Source organism: Alcanivorax sp. UBA3183, from assembly GCF_002364155.1.
GTDB classification, from domain to species: Bacteria; Pseudomonadota; Gammaproteobacteria; order Pseudomonadales; family Alcanivoracaceae; genus Alcanivorax; species Alcanivorax jadensis.
In genome coordinates, this window is sequence record NZ_DEXN01000029.1 from 4,976 (window position 1) to 6,552 (window position 1,577).

Consider the following 1,577-nt stretch of genomic DNA (forward strand, 5'->3'; position numbering starts at 1 on the left):
GCCTGTTTGGCTTGCCACTGTTCATATCGAATACCGGCCCCAGCCAGAGCGCTAGCCATGGATGCCTTGTCAGTCAGGTGCTGCTCAAGGGTATCGGGCTGGTTGTCATGAAAGATTTTCAGTTCACTCATGGTGTTCACACTCCTTGCAGACGGCGGCGATCCAGCTCTACGGCGAGCAGGGTCTCCAGCGCTTCAAGCTGACGATAGCAGGTGGGTAAATCGCTTGCCCAGGTGTACAGGCCATGGCCGCGGATCAGGTAGGCGTGGCTAATACCATCGTCTGCCATGGCGGCATCCACCTGGTCGGCGAGGGCAGCAATATCCTGGGTGTTATCGAATACCGGGATGACCAGCCGGCTGTCATGGGTCGTAAAGCCTTCCAGGGCCTTGAGCAGCTCGTAGCCTTCCAGGGTGATGCTGTTGGCGGGCCAGTGCATGGTCAGCACGGTGCTGGCATGGCTGTGGGTATGCAGGACGGCCCCCACGGTGTCATGGCGACGGTACAGCTGGGTATGCAGCAGGGTTTCTGCTGATGGTTTGCCATCGCTAGCGGCCTGGCCGTTCATGTCCACGGCCATGATATCAGTTTCCTGCAGCAGCCCCTTGTCCTTGCCGGAGCGGGTAATCGCTGCATGGCTGGCATTCAGGCGCACGGAGTAGTTGCTGCTGGTGGCCGGCGACCAGCCATGCTGATAGATGCGCTGGCCGATAGTCGCCAGGGCGTGGGCAGCATCACGGTAAACGGCGGTAGAGTAGGGGCGCTCGATCATGTTTTTATCCACGAAGATGTGCCAACAGTGTATCGGTGGAGGGGGCCCGGATCACACCCCGTTCGGTGACGATGGCGGTGATCAGCTCTGCGGGCGTCACATCAAAAGCCGGGTTGTACACCGGGCAGTGGGCCGGTGCCAGCGTCTTGCCCTGAATGCTGCGTACTTCACTGGCATCACGCTCTTCGATAACAATGTGGCTGCCATCGGGTAGTTCTGCATCCAGGGTAGACAGTGGTGCCGCAACGATAAAGGGAATGCCGTGATGGCGTGCCAGCACGGCCAGATTGTAGGTGCCGATCTTGTTGGCAGTATCGCCATTGGCGGTAATGCGGTCGGCACCGACGATCACGGCCTGTACCTTACCTTGCTGCATAAGTTGGCCGGCGGCACTGTCCGCAACAAGCGTGACAGGGATGCCGTCGTTGAGCAGTTCCCAGCTGGTCAGGCGGCTGCCTTGCAGCCAGGGCCGGGTTTCGCCTGCATAAACCTGCTGCAGATTACCCCGTGACCAGGCAGTGCGGATAATGCCGAGCGCCGTGCCATGCCCGCCGGTAGCCAGAGCGCCGGTGTTGCAGTGGGTATAGACGCTGGCGTTGGCCGGCAGCAGGTCAGCACCCAGCTCGCCCATGCGCTGGTTGGCCGCCAGGTCTTCCTGGTGAATGGCCTGTGCATCTGCTTTGAGGGCGCTGATCAGCGCCGCGCCGGAAAGGTCGCTGGCGATTCTCTGCAGACGCTCAAGGGCCCAGAACAGATTGACGGCCGTAGGGCGGCTGGCGGCAAGGGTGGCAATGGCAGGCGCCAG

Annotated in this window: 2 protein-coding genes; both read right to left on the reverse strand. The window is 61.2% G+C overall.

Annotated features, from left to right (window positions below):
- Window positions 1-136 precede the first annotated feature (136 nt).
- A complete protein-coding gene (locus B3Q33_RS10605; protein WP_277672717.1) occupies window positions 137-772 on the reverse strand; it encodes a methylthioribulose 1-phosphate dehydratase in 636 nt (211 codons plus the stop codon).
- 4 nt (window positions 773-776) lie between these two features.
- Window positions 777-1,577 (reverse strand): S-methyl-5-thioribose-1-phosphate isomerase (mtnA, locus tag B3Q33_RS10610; protein WP_286827526.1); only part of this gene is annotated, 801 nt, incomplete at its 5' end.